Origin of the sequence: Streptomyces sp. NPDC050448, assembly GCF_040655295.1 — a bacterium.
In the GTDB taxonomy this organism is placed as follows: domain Bacteria; phylum Actinomycetota; class Actinomycetes; order Streptomycetales; family Streptomycetaceae; genus Streptomyces.
Genome location: NZ_JBFAJR010000004.1, coordinates 189,076 through 205,285, shown reverse-complemented (window position 1 = coordinate 205,285; position 16,210 = coordinate 189,076). Strand labels below are relative to the sequence as shown.

Below are 16,210 nucleotides of genomic sequence, written 5' to 3'. Positions count from 1 at the left end.
TCAGCCTTCGGGGCGGATGAGGCCGCGCTCGTATGCCTTCACGAGGCGCTGCGGGACTTGGTGGACGGAGCCGTCGACGGTGATCGGCACCAGCTGGGGCGTGGTCGCCTTCCACTGGGCGCGGCGGTGGCGGGTGTTGCTGCGGGACATCTTCCGCTTGGGGACGGCCATGGTGGGACTCCTCGGTAGGGCTGCTGACTCGGAGAAGGTATATGAAAATGGTTCCTATTATCAATCTGCCCCAATTGCTCGCGGGGCAGTGTGCGGGTAGTGCTCGATCGAGCGGGTCGGGTCTGGGGTCCGGGTGTCGCCTACCAGGACGACTTCTTCACTCCTGGCAGGAAGCCGGCATGCGCCTGCTGCCGGGCCCGCACTCGCGAGAGCCCGAACTTGCGCAGATGGCCACGCGGGCGGCCGTCCACGCTGTCGCGGTTGCGCACTCGGGTGGCGCTGGCGTTGCGCGGTTGCCGGCGCAGCTCCGCGAGGGCGGCCTCCCGTTCTGCCGCGGTGGCGGACGGGCGCCGGATGGCCTCCTTGAGTTCGGCCCGCCGGGCGGCGTACCGCGCGACGATCTCCTTGCGCTTCTCGTTCTGCGCGATCTTGCTCCTCTTCGCCATCAGATCTTCCCTCCCCGTGCGCGGATCCGGGTCACGGCCGCCTCGATGCCGATCGCGTCCACCGTCTTGATCGCCTTGGCGCTCAGCGTCAGGCGGATGTGGCGCCCCTCGCTCGCCAGCCAGTAGCGCTTGCGCTGGATGTTCGGGTCGAAGCGGCGCGAGGTGCGCCGGTGTGAGTGGGAGATGGCGTTGCCGAAGCCCGGCTTGGCGCCGGTCAGTTGGCAGTGGGCTGACATGGATGCTGCCGCCTTTCTTGAGGACTGCGGGCTTGTTGGTAATGAAAACCAGTGTCATATACTAGCCTCATGGCACGCAACGAGATCCGCCCGATCGTCAAGCTCCGCTCCACGGCAGGCACCGGGTTCACCTATGTGACGCGCAAGAACCGCCCGGGCGACCCCGACCGGCTGGTGCTGCGCAAGTACGACCCCGTCGTCCGCCGCCACGTCGACTTCCGCGAAGAGCGCTGATCCCGCACACCCCGCCCCGACTCATCGAAAGGCCCCCCTGCCATGAAGCCCGGAATCCACCCCGCCTACGCGCCCGTCGTCTTCCGCGACTCCGCCTCCGGCACCGCGTTCCTCACCCGCTCCACGATGACCAGCGACAAGACCGTCGACTGGGAGGACGGCAACACCTACCCGGTCGTCGACGTGGAGATCTCCTCCGCAAGCCACCCCTTCTACACCGGCACCGCTCGCGTGCTCGACACCGCCGGTCGCGTCGAGAAGTTCGAGCGCCGCTACGGAGCCCGTTGATGGCCCACGACCACCAGCTTCCCGTCGTCATCGTCGCCGGTCTCCACGCCGACGCACGGAAGGAGGTCGTAGAGCGCCTCCTGCAAGCGGTTCCGGGCAGTGTGGCGCTGCACCACGACCTGGCCGCCGCACCGGACGGCACCGTGCTCCGCCTGATCCGCGACGCGTCGGGCACTCTCTCCCGCAGCGAGACGCCCCTGGTCAACGACTGCGCGTGCTGCGCACTGCGCGAGGACCTGGTCCCGGAACTGGAGCGGATGGCGGACAGCGGTCTGACCCGTCTCGCCGTGGTCGAGCTGTGGGACTCGGTCGAACCGAAGGCCATGGCGGAAGTCATCGCCGGTCACGGCGGGGACCGGCTGGCTCTGACGGGCGTGATCACCGCCGTCGACCCCGCGCTCGTCCTGCCGTATCTCGCGAACGGCGACGACCTGGCCGAGGCCGGCCTTGCGGCGGCCCCCACCGACCAGCGGACCGTCGGTGACACCTGGGCCCGCCAGCTGGAGTACGCGCCCGTCCTCGCCGTCGTCGACAGTGAGGAGGCCGTCGAGGAGGACCATGCCCTGCTCGCGCAGCTGCACCCCACCGCGCGCCGGGTGCCGGCCGCGTCCGTCGAACTCGCGCGGGCCGCGTTCGCCGGCTTCGACGTCGAAGCCGCCGCGGCCGCACAACACCCCGCGTGTGCGCTCCTGCCCCAGGAAGCCGACGAGGCCGGCGTCACCACGCTCGTCTGGCGCCGCAGACGGCCCTTCCATCCCGAACGGCTCTACCAGGCACTCGAAGACCTGTGCTGCGCCGCCGCCCGCAGCCGCGGCCGGTTCTGGCTCGCCGACCGCCCCGACACGCTGCTCGCCTGGGACGCGGCCGGCGGAGCGCTGTGCGTGGAGAGCGCCGGGCCGTGGCTGGCGTCACTGCCCGACGCGGCCTGGGGCATGGTCCCGCCCATGCGCCGGGCGGCGGCCGCGCTCGACTGGCACCCCGATCACGGCGATTGCTGCCAGCACCTCGTCTTCACCTCGCCCGGCCTGGACCGGGACGGGCTGGAACAGCTCCTCGACTCCTGCCTCCTGACGGACGCGGAGTACGGGTCGGGACGCGAAGCCTGGAAGCACCTGCCCGCCGCGTTCGACTCCCTCCTCGACGCCGCCTGATACCCGCACAGACCTGAACACGGCCCGGCGAGGCCGTAACCGAATCGTTCCTGCAAGGAGAAGCTGCCCCATGGCCCGACGCCCGCACCCCGGCAAGCCCGTGAAGTCCCGGCCCAACCCGCTCGACGCGGCCAAGATCACCTACATCGACTACAAGGACACTGACCTGTTGCGGAAGTTCATCTCGGACCGGGGGAAGATCCGCAGCCGACGCGTCACCCGGGTGACGGCCCAGCAGCAGCGTGCCCTCGCCACGGCCATCAAGAACGCGCGGGAGATGGCGCTGCTGCCGTACGCCGGCCGCTGACGGCATCCGGACGAATCTGCACGCGTCAGGCGGTGTCGGCTGTGGCCGGGCTTGGCGGACACCGCCTGGATGTTGGGCCCAGAGGAGGTACGGGGCCGGCCAGGGCAGATCGATCGCCTCACGCCCGTCGTAAGCCCCCGCCGGGGGAGCCGGAACTTTCCAGGCCGGCGCGACGCAAGTCGTCCGGCCTGATGGACGGCAGCGCTGGCGGAGAGTCCGAGCCGGCGGGGCGGTCGGCTGGCTCGGGCGAGGGCCCGGGCGGTTTCGAAGGCGTAGATGCCGCCGCTGGAATGCCCGAGGAAGGCGGTCGGCCGGTCGTCACGGGTGGCAGCGAGTGCGCGGGCCGCCATCCTGGTGAGCCGGGTGAGGGCGCTGACGGGCCGTTCGCGCGTACGGGAGCCGCGACCGGGCGGCTGGACCACGCAGACGTCTTCGGCGCCGGCGACAACGCGCGCCCCGGTCAGGGACCAGCCTGCATTCCGGCCAGCCCAGAAGCCGCGGGGCCGGGGGCCGGGCCAGCCGCGGCCGCGGAGTGGCTCAGAGGCGCCGTTTCCGGCCGCGTTCGGCTGCGCTAGCGTCGCCCCCCGAACACCGATGGGGAGGTCTCGTGCGCGCTCTCGTCTATCTGGGTCCAGGCTCCGCCGAACTGCAAGACCGGCCCGCCGCGCAACTCGTGAACGGTGATGACGTCGTCGTGGAGATCGTCGGTACGGGGGTCTGCGGAACGGACCGCAAGATCCTGCTCGGGCGGTTCCCGGCCCGGCCGGGCGTAGTGCTCGGGCACGAGTCGGTAGGTGTGGTGCGGGAGACAGGGCCGCAGGCGCGTTCGGTCGGGGTGGGAGACCGTGTGGTGGTCAACCCGACGCTGTACTGCGGCTGGTGCGTCCCGTGCCGCCGGGGAGCGACCAACTTCTGCCGTCACAAGGCCGGGACCGAGGTCGGCGTCGACCGGGACGGCACGTACGCGGAGGCCGTGACCCTGCCGGAACGTTTCGTCGAACGGGTTCCCGACGGGCTGCCCTTCCGCAGCGCGGTCCTGATCGAGCCGCTCGCTTGCGTCCTGAACAACGTCGAAGCCGCGTCCGTCACCTTCGACGACACCGTGGTGGTGCTCGGCGTGGGTCCGATCGGGATGCTGACCGCACTGGTCGCCGCCCGCCAGGCGCGCCGGGTCACCGTCGCCGAACCGGACGGCTACAGGCTGGAGCGGGCCCGCGAACAGTTCACGCACGTGGTGGACGTGGCAGGAACGGACCTGGCCGAAGCCGTGGTGAAGGCCTCGGGCGGCGAGCGCCCCTCCGTCGTCTTCGACACCACGGGCACTGGCCTGGACGCGGCGTTACGGTTGATCGACGACGGCGGCCGAGTGGTGGTGATGGGCTTCGACGACACTTACACCGTGCCGCTGCGCCCGCTCCGGCTCACCAACCGGGGCATCCGGCTGATCGGCGCCGGGGACTACCGGGCCGACATCTTCCCGGTCGCCGTGGACCTGGCCGCCGCACTTGCCGGGCCCCAACGATCCGGCACCGGCAGCGGAGCGGTCTTGGAGCGGCTGGTGACGCACGAGTTCCCGCTCGAACGGTACGAAGACGCCTTCATCGCGCTCGGCGGGATCACCCAGGGCGGGGACAACGGCCCCGGACGGTCACCGCGCTACGACGCGCTCAAGGTCGTTATCCGCTCGCACTCCGGCCCGGTCGGCGCCGACGGCTGGCCGGTGGACGCGTGAGCGCGCCGAGGCTCGGGGCGATCGAGTCCGGCGGGACCAAGTTCGTTTGCCTGGTCGGCTCGGCCCCCGACCGGATCGAGGCCGAGATTCGGTTCCCGACCGGTGAACCGGGCCCCACTCTGAGTCGGGCCATCGCCTTCTTCCAGGAGACGGCCGCCGAGAGCGGACCGTTGGACGCGGTCGGCATCGCGTCTTTCGGGCCCCTCGAACTGCGCCCGGGACATGCCAAGTTCGGCCACCTGGCCGCCACCCCCAAACCCGGCTGGTCCGGGGTGGACGTCGCCGGTCCGGTCGCCGCCGCGCTCGGCGTGCCGGTGGGCATCGACACCGACGTCAACGGGGCGGCCCTCGGTGAGGGCCGCTGGGGCGCGGCGCGCGGCCTGGACACCTACGTCTACCTCACGGTCGGCACCGGCATCGGCGGCGGCGCGGTGATCGGCGGCAAGGTGGTCAGCGGCCTGGTCCACACGGAGATGGGTCACCTCGCGGTGCCCCGGGTCGCGGGCGACGCTTTCCCCGGCTCCTGCCCCTTCCACGGCGACTGCTGGGAGGGGCTGGCGGGAGGCGAGGCGATCGGCGCCCGCTGGGGGACTCCGGCCGAAGCGCTGACCGGCGACGCCCTGCGCGAGGCGCTGCGGCTGGAGGCGGCCTACCTGGCCGCGGGGCTGCGGGGCATCGTGTACACGACCGCGCCGCAGCGGATCGTGATCGGCGGTGGCGTCGCGGAACTCCCCGGGCTGTTTCCGCTGCTCCGCGCCGAATTGACCGCGGCACTGGGCGGATACCCCGGGCTGCCCGAGCACGCGGCCGAGGAGTTCGTGGTCCCGGCACGGCTCGGCCGGCTCGCCGGAGCGGCGGGGGGGCTGGTCCTGGCGGCCGGGGCGGCCGCCGCCGCACGGCCACGGCCCGGCGCTGGCCCATCGGGGGGAACGGACGCATGAGGACGGCTCCGGGCCGGGCAGGCTGGGTGGTGTGACGCGCCCCGATCCGGTGGGCCTCCTTGACCCTGCCACCCGCGCCTGGCTGACCCGGCACGCCCTGCCCGGGGCCCGGCTGCACGAGATGGACCCGCTGCCCGGCGGGTTCACCAATGACATGGCCCTGCTCACGGCCCAGCCCGCCGACGCGCCGGGCACGGAGCGCTATGTGCTGCGGCGCTACCGGCCCAGCGGCAGCCGGATCCCGCGCAACACCTGTGCGGTGGAGGTTGCCGTCCTCGGCCGGGCGGCGGCTCGAACCGTCCCGGTGACCGCGGTCGTCGCGGCCGATCCGCACGGCCGGGCCACCGGCCGTCCCACCCTGCTCTACCGGTTCGTGGACGGGACACCGCTCAGCCAGGTACTCGCGGAGGAGCCGGTGAGCGGTGAAGCGCGAGCCCTGGGCCGGGCCGTCGGGGCAGTGCTGGCGCGGATCGGCCGGGTCAGGCTGCCCCGCCCGGGCGCCTTCGGGGATTCCTCGCTGGTCCCGGCCGCGGACGGTCCCCACCCGCTGGGTGACCTGCCCGGTTTCGTCGACCGTTGTCTGGCCACCGCGGTCGCGGACGGGCCGCTGAGCGGGGCGGACGCGGCCGTACTGCGCGCCCTGGCCCGCCGGGGGCCCCGGGCACTCGCCGCCGTAGCCGGTGCACGCAGCCTGGTGCACTGCGACTTCAACCCGAAGAACGTCCTGGTCCGGCGGCGCGCCGGACAGTGGACGGTGGCCGCCGTGCTCGACTGGGAGCTCGCCTTCAGCGGCTCCCCGCTCTTCGACGTCGGGAACATGCTGCGCTTCGCCCACGAGTACCCGCCCGCCTTCACCGAGGGCTTCGTCGAGGGCTTCCGGGGCGGGAGCGCCCGGCTGCCCGGGGGCTGGCTGGGCCTCAGCCGAACGCTGGACCTCTTCGCGCTCGCGGACATCCTCACGGCACCGCCCGATCCGGCCTATTTCGCCCGCGCCCGCACCGCGCTGCGTCGGTCCGCCGCCGGGCGGCACTGATCCCGGCCGGTACCGACCGCAGCCGGACGCGAGCGCGTGCCGCCGGTTGTCCCTCCTTTCCCATCCGGCTCGTACGCTGCTCCATTCCCCGGAGAAACCGCTCTCCGTGCTGCTCGCGAAAGACGTGGCTATAAACGTCCAAGGAATGGCGAAGAGGCGACACGCGGCCTTCTTCTCAACACCGGGAGCGCCGGTTAGTCTGCCTGGACCGAAGCGAAAGATCCTTGACCAAGGGAGAATTCCGCCGTGGAGAACGGAAGTCCGGGAAATGTCCTGAAGATGCTCACGCCGACCGTTCGATGCAACGGGACGCCGCCCACGCCTGCCCTGCGCGAAGGGCCGTACTACAAGCCCGACACCCCCTTCAGGACCAGCTTCCGGGGTGATGCGGAGGACGGTGTCCCGATGCTGTTGCACGGCGCCGTGCGCACTCCCGATGGGGAGCCGATCGCCGGCGCCCTGCTCGACTTCTGGCAAGTCGGGGACGCCGGAGTCTACGACGACGAAGGTTTTCGGCTGCGCGGCCACCAGTTCGCGGACGCCGAGGGGCAGTGGCGGCTGGAGACGGTGCTGCCCGCCGTGTACCCGGGGCGGACGCGGCACGTGCACGTGAAGGTGCAGCCGCCCGGCGGGGCCGTACTGACCACGATGCTTTATTTTCCCGGCGAGCGCCGAAACCACCTGGACAAGTATTTCCGGCCAGAATGTCTGATGAATGTTCGCGAGACGTCCGAGGGTTGGGACGCCGCGTTCACCTTCGTCCTGGACGTGTGAACTCCGGCCCCGCATTCCGGGGAACATCATTTTCCACGTCCCGGGGATATCGAAGCCATGCGCCGTGCCCTGCGGGACGGAAGTCGACAGGAGACACATGGCCGACCTCATGCGCGCCCAGCGCGACACGAAGAGCGGTGCCCGCAGCGACGTCCGCAGCGATGCCTTGAGCTACGCCCAGAAGCACCTGTACTACCCGGTCAGCGCGTACGAGATGGACCACGGCGAGGGAATCCACCTGTACGACACCGACGGCAACGAGTACCTCGACTGCGCGTCCGGCACCTTCAACCTGAGCCTCGGCTACGGGCACCCCGAAGTGGTCAAGGCCATGCGTGACCAGGCCGAACAGCTGGTGCACACCACCTCGACCTTCCAGACCGCCCCCGTCAACGAGCTGGTCCGGCGGCTGGTCGACGTCACCCCGCCGAACCTGACCAAGGTGCACCTCAAGGTATCGGGCGGCTCCACCGCCAACGAGGGCGCGGTCAAGATGGCGCAACTCGCCACCGGCCGCCGTGACGTCATCACCCTGTTCCGCAGCCACCACGGCCAGACCATGATGACGACCACCATGTCGGGCGAGTCCTTCCGCAAGGCGCCCTTCCCCCACCTGATGCCCGGCGTGCTCCAGGTCCCCGACCCCTACTGCCTGCGCTGCTTCTACCGCCAGGCGGGCCCCGACAGCTGCGGCATGCTCTGCGTCGAACGCATCAACGACTTCCTCGACCACGCCAGTTCCGGCAGTGTCGCCTGCGTGGTCGTCGAACCGGTCTCCGGTAGCGGCGGCAACATCGTGCCCCCCGACGGCTACCTGCCCGCGCTGCGCGACCTGTGCGACGAACGGGGCATCGTCCTCGTCTTCGACGAGATCCAGACCGGCATCGGCCGGGTCGGGCGGATGTTCGCCGCCGAGCACTACGGGGTCCGGCCCGACATCCTGACCACCGCCAAGGGCCTCGGCGGCTCCGGCGCCCAGATCGCGGCCATCGTCGCCGACGAGCGGATGTCCGGGCTCGGCAGCGACCACCACTCCTTCACCTACGGCGGCAACGTCCTCGCCGCCGCAGCGGCGGCCACCACCCTCGACGTGATCGGCCGCCCCGGCTTCCTGGAGAACGTCCGGGAGGTCGGCGCCCACATCATGGGACGGCTGCGCGCACTGGCCGCCCTGCACCCCGCCGTAGTCGACGTGCGCGGCCTCGGCCTGATGATCGGGATCGAGATCGGCGACGACGAAGGCCGCCCGCACAGCGAACGGGCCCAGGCCCTGGCCCGGCGCGGCATGGGCCACGGCCTGATCCTGCGCACCTCCCGCTACGGCCGGGGCAACGTGATCAAGATCCGCCCGCCACTGATCCTCACCCGCGCCGAGGCCGACCTGCTCTGCGACCGCCTCGATGCCCTCTTCGCCGCCGAGGCCGCCGCATGACCGGCCCCGAGCACGGCAGCCCTGCGCCCGCCACGTCCATGCGGCAGTACGTGACCGGCCTCGCCAGTGCCGTCCGCGAAGCCGTCCTCACCGCCCGGCACGAGGCAGGCAGCCGCCTGGTCCGAGGCCACTCGCCGGGCGGGGACGCCCAGTTCGGCCTCGACGAGGTGGCGGAAGCGGCCGTCTGGCAGTACATCGCCGGCCACGACCTGCCCGTCGCCGTCTACTCCGAGGACCGCGGCCTGAAGTACCACGGCACGGACCCCCTCCACCTGCTGGTCGTCGACCCCATCGACGGCACCCGACCCGCCGTCGCCGGCCTGGAGTCGGCCACCGTCTCGGTCGCCGTCGCCCGCCTGTCGCAGCGCCCACGCATCGCCGACGTGGAGCATGCGCTGCTGATGGAACTGTGCACGGGCGCCTATCTCTACGGGGACCTGGAGACGCCGGGCATCACCGCGCACGGCTACGACCACCCCGTCCCGGCGCTGACCCGCACCACCGACCCCGCGCGGATGTTCTGGTCGCTGGAGTTCAACGGCCACCCGGCCCGCCTGATGACCGAGGCCTACGGCCACCTCATCGACCGCTCGGCCAACACCGGCGGGGTCTTCGTCTTCAACAGCGCCACCTGGTCCATCTCCCGGCTGCTCACCGGTCAGCTCGACGCCTACGTGGACATCGGCAACCGGCTGCTGCGCGACGACCCGACGCTGCTGCCCGAGTTCGAACGCGTCGGCCAGGGCCGGGTCCTGCACCTGTTCCCGTACGACATCGCGGCGGCCGTCTTCCTCGCCGAGAGGGTCGGGGCTGTCATCACCGACGGCTATGGACAGCCGCTCGGCGAAACCGTCCTGACCGACCTGAGCATCGCCAACCAGCGGTCCTGCGTAGCCGCATCCACCCCCGAACTCCACCAGGCCCTTCTGTCGGGCGTTCGATGGAAGGACTGACGCCCATGCGCCCCCATGACACCCCGCCGACCGGACCAGTCGCCACCGGCACCGGCACCGCCACCGCCGACGCCGAGTTCGGGGCCCTGCTCGACCGGCTCTCCGAAAAGGCCACCGCGGACTACTACAACCCGTTCACCACATTCGACTGGCCGCCCACGATCTCCACCGACGAGCTCTGGATGTCCCCCGAACTGCTCTCCGTCCACGGCACCGATCTGATGGACGAACTGAGCCCCGCCCGGCTCCAGGCCCTGAGCCGCTGGGAGAGCGTCAACTTCTACAGCCTCAACGTGCACGGCATCCGCGAACTGCTCATCGAGGTCACCCGGCGCGTCCACACACCCGGCTTCGAACTCCCCTCCGAGTTCTTCCATCACTTCATCGGTGAGGAGAACGACCACATGTGGTTCTTCGCCACCTTCTGCCTCAAGTACGCCGCCAAGATCTACCCCGACAAGTCGGTCAAGCTCCCCGAGGCCCCGCGCGACCCGGACATCGAGAACTTCCTGGTCTTCGCCCGGATCCTGATCTTCGAACAGATCGTGGACCACTACAACGTCCACCTGGCCGCCGACCGCCGCCTACACCAGACCGTCCGGCACATCAACCGGCTGCACCACCAGGACGAGTCCCGCCACATCGCCTTCGGCTGCCGCCTGGTGCAACTGCTGTGGGAGCGGCTCCTCGACAGCGGCCTGAACGAGGTGACCCGGCACGAACTGCGCAGCTACCTCAGCCGCTACCTCACCACCAGCATGGAGTCCTTCTACAACCCGGCCGTCTACCGCGACGCGGGCCTCGCGGACGGCTTCGCGCTGCGCCGGCGGCTGCTCGCCCACCCCGCCCGGCAGGCCGCCCACGCCAAGGTCCTGCACAAGACCACCGACTTCCTGAACCGGATCGGGGTCTTCGATGCCCGTCACTGACCCCGCGGCCACCGCGCACACCGACCCCGCGGCCACCGCGCACACGGGGACAGGCTGGTCGGTCCGGGACGGACTGGCCACCCTCGACGAACCCGCCGTCCTGCTGAAGGACGCGCTCGACGCAGTGTTCACCCGCTGGGGCACCGAGGCCGGAGCCCGACGACTGAGCTTCTCGCCGCTGCTGCGAGTCGAGGACCTGGGCACCCTCGACTACTTCCGCAACTTCCCGCACCTGGGCAGCCCGGTCACCCGCACCCGCACCGACCGACTCGCCGCCCTCGCCGGCGCCCCGCCCGGCGTCACCGCACTGCCCGCGGCCGACCTGGCCGACGCCACCCACCTGCTGCCCTCCGCGGCCTGCTACGGCTGCTTCCTGCACCTCACCGGCACCAGCGCCGACACCCCCGTCCTCGTCACCACCGTCGCACAGTGCTTCCGCAACGAGGACCACCACGACGGGCTGCGCAGGCTCTGGGGGTTCACCATGCGGGAGATCGTGTGCGTCGGCTCCGCCGAAGCCGTACGGGCCCACCTCGACCGACACCAGCAGCGGATCACCGCCTTCGGCACGGCCCTCGGCCTCACCCTCGACCGGCAGTCCGCCACCGACCCCTTCTTCGAGAAGGACGGCGCCCGCACCGTCATGCAACTGCTCGCCCCGGTCAAGAACGAGTACCTGCACACCGACGGCACCGCCATCGCCTCCACCAACAACCATCGCAACTTCTTCGGCGAACGCCGCGCTATCCACCACGCCGGCCGCCCGGCCTTCACCGGCTGCGTCGCCTTCGGTCTGGAGCGCTGGGTGCACGCCCTCGGTGACCGCTTCGCAGGGGACCTGGGCGCCGCGTACCGCGCGGTGCGGCAGGCGGGGGAAGGCTCGTGACCCGGCTGGCCGCCCGGCTCGGCCTCGAACTACCGCTGCTGCAAGCGGGAATGGGCGCCGTCGCCGGGACCGCGCTGTGCGCCGAGGTGTCCCAGGCCGGAGCCGGCGGCACCCTCGCGCTCTACAAGGAGCGGCCCGCGCGGGCCGCCCGGCTGGTCCGGGCGGTGGCCACCGCCACCGCCCGCCCGTTCGGGGTGAACGTGGTCCCCGAGGTCACCGGACCGGCCGCCTGCCTGGAACAGCTCCGGGCCGTCCTACCCGAACTGCCCCCGGGCGGCTTCGTCACCTCTTTCGGGCTGCCCGACGCCGAGGCGGTCCGGGCCGTAGCGACCGCGGGACACCCGCTGGTGGTCCAGGTCGGCACCCTCGCGGACGCCGACACCGCCCTCGGACTGGGCGCGGCCGTGCTGGTCCTCCAAGGCATCGAAGCCGGCGGCCACCTGCTCGGCCGGCTGCCCGTGAACCGCCTCCTGGCCGCCGTCCGGGCCCGCCACCCGCACGCGGTCCTGGCCGTAGCCGGCGGGATCGCGACCGGACGGGACCTCGCGGGCGCCGTGGCCCGCGGCGCGGACGGGGCCATGGCCGGAACACTGTTCGTACCGGCCGCGGAATCCACCGCGCACCCGGAGTTCAAACGGCGGGTGGTCCAGGCCGTGGCCGACGACACCCTCATCACCTCGCTCTTCGACATCGGCTGGCCGCACCGCCCGCACCGTGTCCTGCGCAACCCCCTCACCATCACCGCAGAGCGCGCCCCGGCCACCTTCATCGCCACCACCAGGGTGGACGGCCGAGACCACCCGGTACCGCGCTACAGCGCGGCGGCCCCCGGCGACACCACCACCGGCCGCATCGAGGAGATGGCCATGTACTGCGGCCGGTCCTGCACCCGTGTCACCGCCCGGCACCCGGCCGCCGTCACCGTCGCCCGGGTCCGCCGGCAGTACGAGAGCGCGCGACGTACCGGCGAAGGCTCCCCGGACACCCCGGGGGCCACGCGTACGAACAGGACCGAAGAGCCGCACCGGATCCAGGAGAGGTGACCATGGACGACACGATCAAGCCGGTCGTGGACTGGCTGCGTGAACGCAACCCCACCGTCCAGGAGATCCCGGAGGACCTCGACCTGATCGAGAACCGACTGATCGACTCGCTCGGCTTCATGGAGTTCATCCTGCTGCTGGAAGACCTGATCGGCCGGGAACTGCAGCTCGACCAGATCGACGTGAACCAGTTCCGCACCCTTCGCTCCCTCACGGACAACTTCCTGAAGGGGTGAACCACCCATGGCGCAGGCCCCGCCGCCCGGACCCGGCCGGATCACCTCCCTCCACCTCGCCGCGCGCACCGGCGAGCCCACCTTCCCCGTCACCCAGGCCCGCGCGGTGACCGGCCGCGGCCTGACCGGCGACCGCAACTACTGGGCGGGCGAAGGCCCCCGGCCCCGGCGCCGGGGGACCGGCCGGGCATCCGGGGTCTGCGACGTCACCCTCATCGAAGCCGAGGCCCTCGACGCCCTCGCCCGCGAACACGGCATCACGCTCACCCCCGCCGAATGCCGCCGCAACCTCGTCTGCCGCGACATCCGGCTCAACCCGCTGGTGGGCCAGGAGTTCCAGATCGGCGCCGTGATCCTGCGCGGCCTCAAACTCAGCGAACCCTGCACCCGCCTCGAACAGCTGGTCCGCCCCGGCCTGATCCGAGGCCTGCTGCACCGCGGCGGACTACGGGCCGAGGTGGTCCGGGGCGGGACGATCCGGGCGGGCGACCGGATCCTCCCGCTGCCGCACGCCGCGCAGCCGCCCCTGCCACCCGCTCCGGCCGACCCTCCCGTAGACCGCAGCGGCGCCGACCTGACCGGAACCGGCCTTCCGCGTTCGCCCCGAACACCCCCGGCCCGGTAGGGCCTTAGGTGACGGCAGGCGGCCGAACGACTACTTCTGCGCACCGGGCCGCCCGGTGAACGGTTGGGCAGCCCGCAGACCGGCGCACACCTGGCCGGGCACGGGCCACAAGAATCCACGTCCGCGGAATCGGACGGTTCGCCCGCGCGCCGCGCGGAAGCCGAACTGTCCGGCAGACCCGCGGCCCTGCAGGCAGGAAGACAGTATGACGATCGAAGGCGCCGCCCCCCGGCGGGAGAGCGGCACGACACCGGAGTTCGGCGCGGACGCCCCGTCGGCCAAGGCCGTGGAGCGTGCGGAACGGGCGGGCGGGGAACTCGCCGTGGCGGGGGCGACCATATCGGTTCGTCTCCTGGGGTGGGGCTTCGCCCTCCGCCTCGACCAGCGGGCCGTCGACCGCCTCGCGCCCTCCGACGGCTCCGGGCCCGTCAGCGGCATCTCCGGCCTGGTGGAGGAGGTGCTCGCCGGATCCCTGCCCTCGGCCGTCGCCGAAGCCGCCGCCGCGGGGCTGACCGGACGAGCCGAACGGATCCGGGAGACGGCCCGGGGCGCCGGCTGCGACCTGCTCTCGCCGTGGGCCGTCCCCACCCTCCTCGCGCCCGTGGCCCTCGACGCACCGCCGCGCGAGACCGGCCTCTGGTTCAGTGTTTTCGAGCCGGGCGCAGGCTGGGGGGCCGACGTGCCGCTCACGGCCCGCTACGTCTGCGAGGCTCCCGCCCTGGCCGTCTTCCGCGATGACCTGTACTGCATCTACCAGGGCAGCGGAGATGACCCCGAGTTGTGGTGGACCGCGCACCGCGCGGACGGCAGCTGGTCCGAGGACCAGCCGTTCCCCGCCCACCACACCCTGGGCAGCCCGGCCCTGGCCGTGTTCCAGGACCGGCTGTACTGCGCGCACCGCGGCGGCTCGGGCGACTGGAGCATGGCGCTGACCTCGTACGACGGTGGCACCTGGAGCCCGGACCTGCCGATCCCGCACGCCGAGAGCGTCTACGGCCCGGCGCTGGCCGTCTTCCGCGACGCCCTCCACCTCGCCTACGCCGACGCCGCCCAGCGCATCATGGTCACCACCAGCCGGGACGGCCGCAGCTGGACCATCCCCGAACCCGTCCCCGGCTGCGTCACCACGAGGTCCCCGGCGCTCGCCGTGTACGACGGGGCCCTGCACCTGCTGCACGGCAACCCCAAGGACGGGGCGATCCACTGGTCCCGGCTGCGCGGCACCACCTGGACCTCCGAAGGCGCGCTGCCCGGGCACCGCACCCGGAGCAACATCGGCCTCGCCGTCTTCGACGACAAGCTGATGTGCGTCCACCGCGACCCCGCGCGCCAGCAGCTATGGTGGTCCGCCTTCGACGGCGCCGGGTGGAGCACGGACACCGAGATATCGGGGCTCAGCAGCAAGTACGGTCCGGCGCTGGCTGTGCACCGGGGCCGGACCGGCACCCGCGACCAACTTCTGTGCGTCCACCGGGGCCACGCCCAGCGCTTCGTCACCGCGACCGGGGAGGTGCTGACCGACGAGGACCCGGCGGGGCTGCACGAACTCGACGATCCGGGCTCCGCGGCCGACTGAGACCGGGCCCCCCACGGCAAACGGGGCATGGCGGCAGCGCTTGCGAGGGCGAGGAGCAGCGGTATGTCGTCCCCGAAGGCAGACTGCCCCGAAGCACCCCTGGCGGCGGCCGGCCCGAAAACCGGGCTCGGAGCTTGACCGGTGGCGGTCCGGTGCCTCGTACAGGACGCGGGTTTCGAGAGGCCTTCTGCGACCGGCGACTTGCGGGACCGACCATCGCGCCTTCACCACCTGAAGCGGACCGGCAGCAGCCGGGCGTCACGGTTCCGGGGCGGTGCCGAGGGCCGCGCCCCGCAGGGCAGCCGCAAGGCGCACCACGGCTTCGGCCGGCGGCTGGGGGAGCCGGGCCAGGAGCAGGCGCCGCTGTTCCTGCGGTCCCCCGTGCACCGCCAGGATGCGCACACCGGGCGGCGCCGCGGCCGCCAGCGCCGCGGGCACCGTGGTCAGCCCGCAGCCGGCGGCCACGAGATGCAGTTTCGCCAGCCAGTCACGGGCCGTGTGCACGATCTCGGGGCGTTCGTCCAGGCCCGGCCACACCCCCATCAGCCGGTCCGGCCCGGACGGCGGACCGGCGATCCACTGCTGTCCGCGCAGGTCCGCCACGTCGACGAAGTCCCCGCGGGCCAGCGGATGCGCCGCCGGCACGGCCAGGCACAGGGCGCGCTCCGTGAGCGTCTGCAGGGCCAGTGGGGGCGATTCGTCGTCCGGTGCGCGAAACGGAGGCGCCGACGCCAGCAGGGCCAGATCGATGCTGCCCGCCCGCAGGGCCCGTACCAGCGCCGGGGTGGTGCCTTCGCGGCTGATGACGTGCACGTGCGGATCGCTGCGCCGCAGCGCGGCGAGGGCGCGCGGCACCAGGGTCGTACCGGCGCTGGGGAGCCAGCCGAGGCGTACGGTTCCGCCGGGTGCGGGCAGGCCGGACAGCTCGCGGGCGGTCGCGTCGATCTCGTCGAGCACGAGCGTCGCCCGGCGCACGACGACCCGTCCGGCCGCGGTCAGCCGTACGCCGTCGCGCCGCCGCTCCAGCAGCTCCGAGCCCGCGATCCGCTCGATCGAGGCGATCTGCCGGGACACCGCCGACTGCGTGTACCCCAGCGACGCCGCGGCCGCGGTGAAGGTCCCCTGCTCGGCCACCGCGCGCAAGACCCGCAGCGCGGTCAGCGACACATCCCTGAAGTCCATGACGTTTACGCATACCAGCTGTGCGCAAGTTTCGT

At 72.1% G+C, this 16,210-nt stretch carries 20 protein-coding genes and 1 pseudogene; 16 read left to right on the top strand and 5 right to left on the bottom strand.

Annotation, left to right across the window (positions count from 1 at the left end; genetic code table 11):
- From rpmF to rpmB, 3 genes are all read right to left on the bottom strand, one after another.
- Window positions 1-171 (bottom strand): 50S ribosomal protein L32, encoded by a 171-nt coding sequence (gene rpmF / locus AB0I68_RS07625; protein WP_363176294.1) that lies wholly within the window; start codon window positions 169-171, stop codon window positions 1-3.
- Window positions 172-311: 140 nt separating this feature from the next.
- Complete coding sequence (gene rpsN / locus AB0I68_RS07620) at window positions 312-617, bottom strand: 30S ribosomal protein S14 (RefSeq protein WP_363176293.1); 306 nt, start codon at window positions 615-617, stop codon at window positions 312-314.
- Window positions 617-853, bottom strand: a complete 237-nt coding sequence (gene rpmB, locus AB0I68_RS07615; RefSeq protein WP_363176292.1) for a 50S ribosomal protein L28 — start codon at window positions 851-853, stop codon at window positions 617-619. The genes rpsN and rpmB overlap by 1 nt, the downstream gene beginning before the upstream one ends.
- Before the next feature lie 69 nt (window positions 854-922).
- Between rpmB and rpmG the strand changes: the two genes are divergently transcribed.
- The 4 genes from rpmG to rpsR all read left to right on the top strand — a co-directional run bounded on the left by rpmG (window position 923) and on the right by rpsR (window position 2,833).
- Window positions 923-1,087 (top strand): 50S ribosomal protein L33, encoded by a 165-nt coding sequence (rpmG, locus tag AB0I68_RS07610; protein ID WP_363176291.1) that lies wholly within the window; start codon window positions 923-925, stop codon window positions 1,085-1,087.
- Window positions 1,088-1,129: 42 nt separating this feature from the next.
- Window positions 1,130-1,375 (top strand): type B 50S ribosomal protein L31, encoded by a 246-nt coding sequence (locus AB0I68_RS07605; RefSeq protein ID WP_363176290.1) that lies wholly within the window; start codon window positions 1,130-1,132, stop codon window positions 1,373-1,375.
- Window positions 1,375-2,526: a GTP-binding protein gene (locus tag AB0I68_RS07600; protein ID WP_363176289.1), complete on the top strand. Its 1,152-nt coding sequence runs from the start codon at window positions 1,375-1,377 to the stop codon at window positions 2,524-2,526. The genes AB0I68_RS07605 and AB0I68_RS07600 overlap by 1 nt, the downstream gene beginning before the upstream one ends.
- 70 nt (window positions 2,527-2,596) lie before the next feature.
- Window positions 2,597-2,833: a 30S ribosomal protein S18 gene (gene rpsR / locus AB0I68_RS07595; RefSeq protein WP_363176288.1), complete on the top strand. Its 237-nt coding sequence runs from the start codon at window positions 2,597-2,599 to the stop codon at window positions 2,831-2,833.
- A 173-nt stretch (window positions 2,834-3,006) separates the two neighbouring features.
- Here rpsR and AB0I68_RS07590 read toward each other — a convergent pair.
- Window positions 3,007-3,255, bottom strand: a pseudogene (locus tag AB0I68_RS07590) (thioesterase domain-containing protein); the annotation flags it as partial.
- A gap of 185 nt (window positions 3,256-3,440) precedes the next feature.
- On the opposite strand from AB0I68_RS07590, the gene AB0I68_RS07585 reads away from it, so the two are divergent.
- From AB0I68_RS07585 to AB0I68_RS07530, 12 genes are all read left to right on the top strand, one after another.
- Window positions 3,441-4,565 carry an alcohol dehydrogenase catalytic domain-containing protein gene (locus tag AB0I68_RS07585; protein ID WP_363176287.1) on the top strand — a complete coding sequence of 375 codons (1,125 nt, stop codon included), beginning with the start codon at window positions 3,441-3,443 and terminating at the stop codon, window positions 4,563-4,565.
- Window positions 4,562-5,506 carry an ROK family protein gene (locus tag AB0I68_RS07580; RefSeq protein ID WP_363176286.1) on the top strand — a complete coding sequence of 315 codons (945 nt, stop codon included), beginning with the start codon at window positions 4,562-4,564 and terminating at the stop codon, window positions 5,504-5,506. Before AB0I68_RS07585 ends, AB0I68_RS07580 begins: the two co-directional genes overlap by 4 nt.
- Before the next feature lie 31 nt (window positions 5,507-5,537).
- Entirely contained in the window at window positions 5,538-6,539 is a 1,002-nt protein-coding gene (locus AB0I68_RS07575; RefSeq protein WP_363176285.1) for a phosphotransferase family protein, read from the top strand.
- A 279-nt stretch (window positions 6,540-6,818) separates the two neighbouring features.
- On the top strand, window positions 6,819-7,313 hold the full coding sequence (locus AB0I68_RS07570; RefSeq protein WP_363176284.1) for a hypothetical protein: 495 nt from the start codon (window positions 6,819-6,821) through the stop codon (window positions 7,311-7,313).
- A gap of 97 nt (window positions 7,314-7,410) precedes the next feature.
- Window positions 7,411-8,745, top strand: coding sequence for an aspartate aminotransferase family protein (locus tag AB0I68_RS07565; protein ID WP_363176283.1), 1,335 nt, complete (start codon window positions 7,411-7,413; stop codon window positions 8,743-8,745).
- Entirely contained in the window at window positions 8,742-9,698 is a 957-nt protein-coding gene (locus AB0I68_RS07560) for an inositol monophosphatase family protein (protein WP_363176282.1), read from the top strand. The genes AB0I68_RS07565 and AB0I68_RS07560 overlap by 4 nt, the downstream gene beginning before the upstream one ends.
- 5 nt (window positions 9,699-9,703) lie before the next feature.
- A complete protein-coding gene (locus AB0I68_RS07555) occupies window positions 9,704-10,627 on the top strand; it encodes a diiron oxygenase (protein ID WP_363176281.1) in 924 nt (307 codons plus the stop codon).
- Window positions 10,614-11,513, top strand: coding sequence for a hypothetical protein (locus tag AB0I68_RS07550; protein WP_363176280.1), 900 nt, complete (start codon window positions 10,614-10,616; stop codon window positions 11,511-11,513). Before AB0I68_RS07555 ends, AB0I68_RS07550 begins: the two co-directional genes overlap by 14 nt.
- Window positions 11,510-12,556 carry a nitronate monooxygenase gene (locus tag AB0I68_RS07545; protein WP_363176279.1) on the top strand — a complete coding sequence of 349 codons (1,047 nt, stop codon included), beginning with the start codon at window positions 11,510-11,512 and terminating at the stop codon, window positions 12,554-12,556. The genes AB0I68_RS07550 and AB0I68_RS07545 overlap by 4 nt, the downstream gene beginning before the upstream one ends.
- Window positions 12,557-12,558: 2 nt before the next feature.
- The gene (locus AB0I68_RS07540; RefSeq protein ID WP_363176278.1) at window positions 12,559-12,792 is read left to right on the top strand and encodes an acyl carrier protein; all 234 of its coding nucleotides are present in this window, start codon (window positions 12,559-12,561) and stop codon (window positions 12,790-12,792) included.
- Between the two features lie 7 nt (window positions 12,793-12,799).
- Window positions 12,800-13,417, top strand: a complete 618-nt coding sequence (locus AB0I68_RS07535; RefSeq protein ID WP_363176277.1) for an MOSC domain-containing protein — start codon at window positions 12,800-12,802, stop codon at window positions 13,415-13,417.
- Window positions 13,418-13,622: 205 nt separating this feature from the next.
- Complete coding sequence (locus tag AB0I68_RS07530) at window positions 13,623-14,993, top strand: hypothetical protein (RefSeq protein ID WP_363176276.1); 1,371 nt, start codon at window positions 13,623-13,625, stop codon at window positions 14,991-14,993.
- A 258-nt stretch (window positions 14,994-15,251) separates the two neighbouring features.
- Here the strand turns inward: AB0I68_RS07530 and AB0I68_RS07525 are convergent, their stop codons facing one another.
- Window positions 15,252-16,175 (bottom strand): LysR family transcriptional regulator, encoded by a 924-nt coding sequence (locus tag AB0I68_RS07525; protein WP_363176275.1) that lies wholly within the window; start codon window positions 16,173-16,175, stop codon window positions 15,252-15,254.
- Between the last annotated feature and the right edge of the window lie 35 nt (window positions 16,176-16,210).